The organism is Pseudoalteromonas sp. 120-MNA-CIBAN-0494, assembly GCF_040308885.1.
Classification (GTDB): domain Bacteria; phylum Pseudomonadota; class Gammaproteobacteria; order Enterobacterales; family Alteromonadaceae; genus Pseudoalteromonas; species Pseudoalteromonas nigrifaciens.
Genome location: NZ_JBEOOE010000224.1, coordinates 1 through 240, shown reverse-complemented (window position 1 = coordinate 240; position 240 = coordinate 1). Strand labels below are relative to the sequence as shown.

Below are 240 nucleotides of genomic sequence, written 5' to 3'. Positions count from 1 at the left end.
CTTCAATTTGGTTAAATACATCTTCGCAAACGTTTTTTTGACGTTGATGATCTTTTGATGAATTACCATGACTGCAGTCAACGACTAAACGAGCACTGAGTTTCGCCTTATGAATTTGGGCTTCACTCTGAGCAACACTGTCTGCATCATAGTTAGGTGCTAAACCGCCACGTAAAATAATGTGTCCATCTGGATTACCGGCCGTTTGCAACAAAGAAACTTGACCTTCTTGGTTAATGC

Annotated in this window: 1 pseudogene; it reads right to left on the bottom strand. The window is 40.8% G+C overall.

Annotation, left to right across the window (positions count from 1 at the left end):
• A pseudogene (locus AAEY55_RS18580) lies at window positions 1-240 on the bottom strand (3-deoxy-7-phosphoheptulonate synthase); the annotation flags it as partial.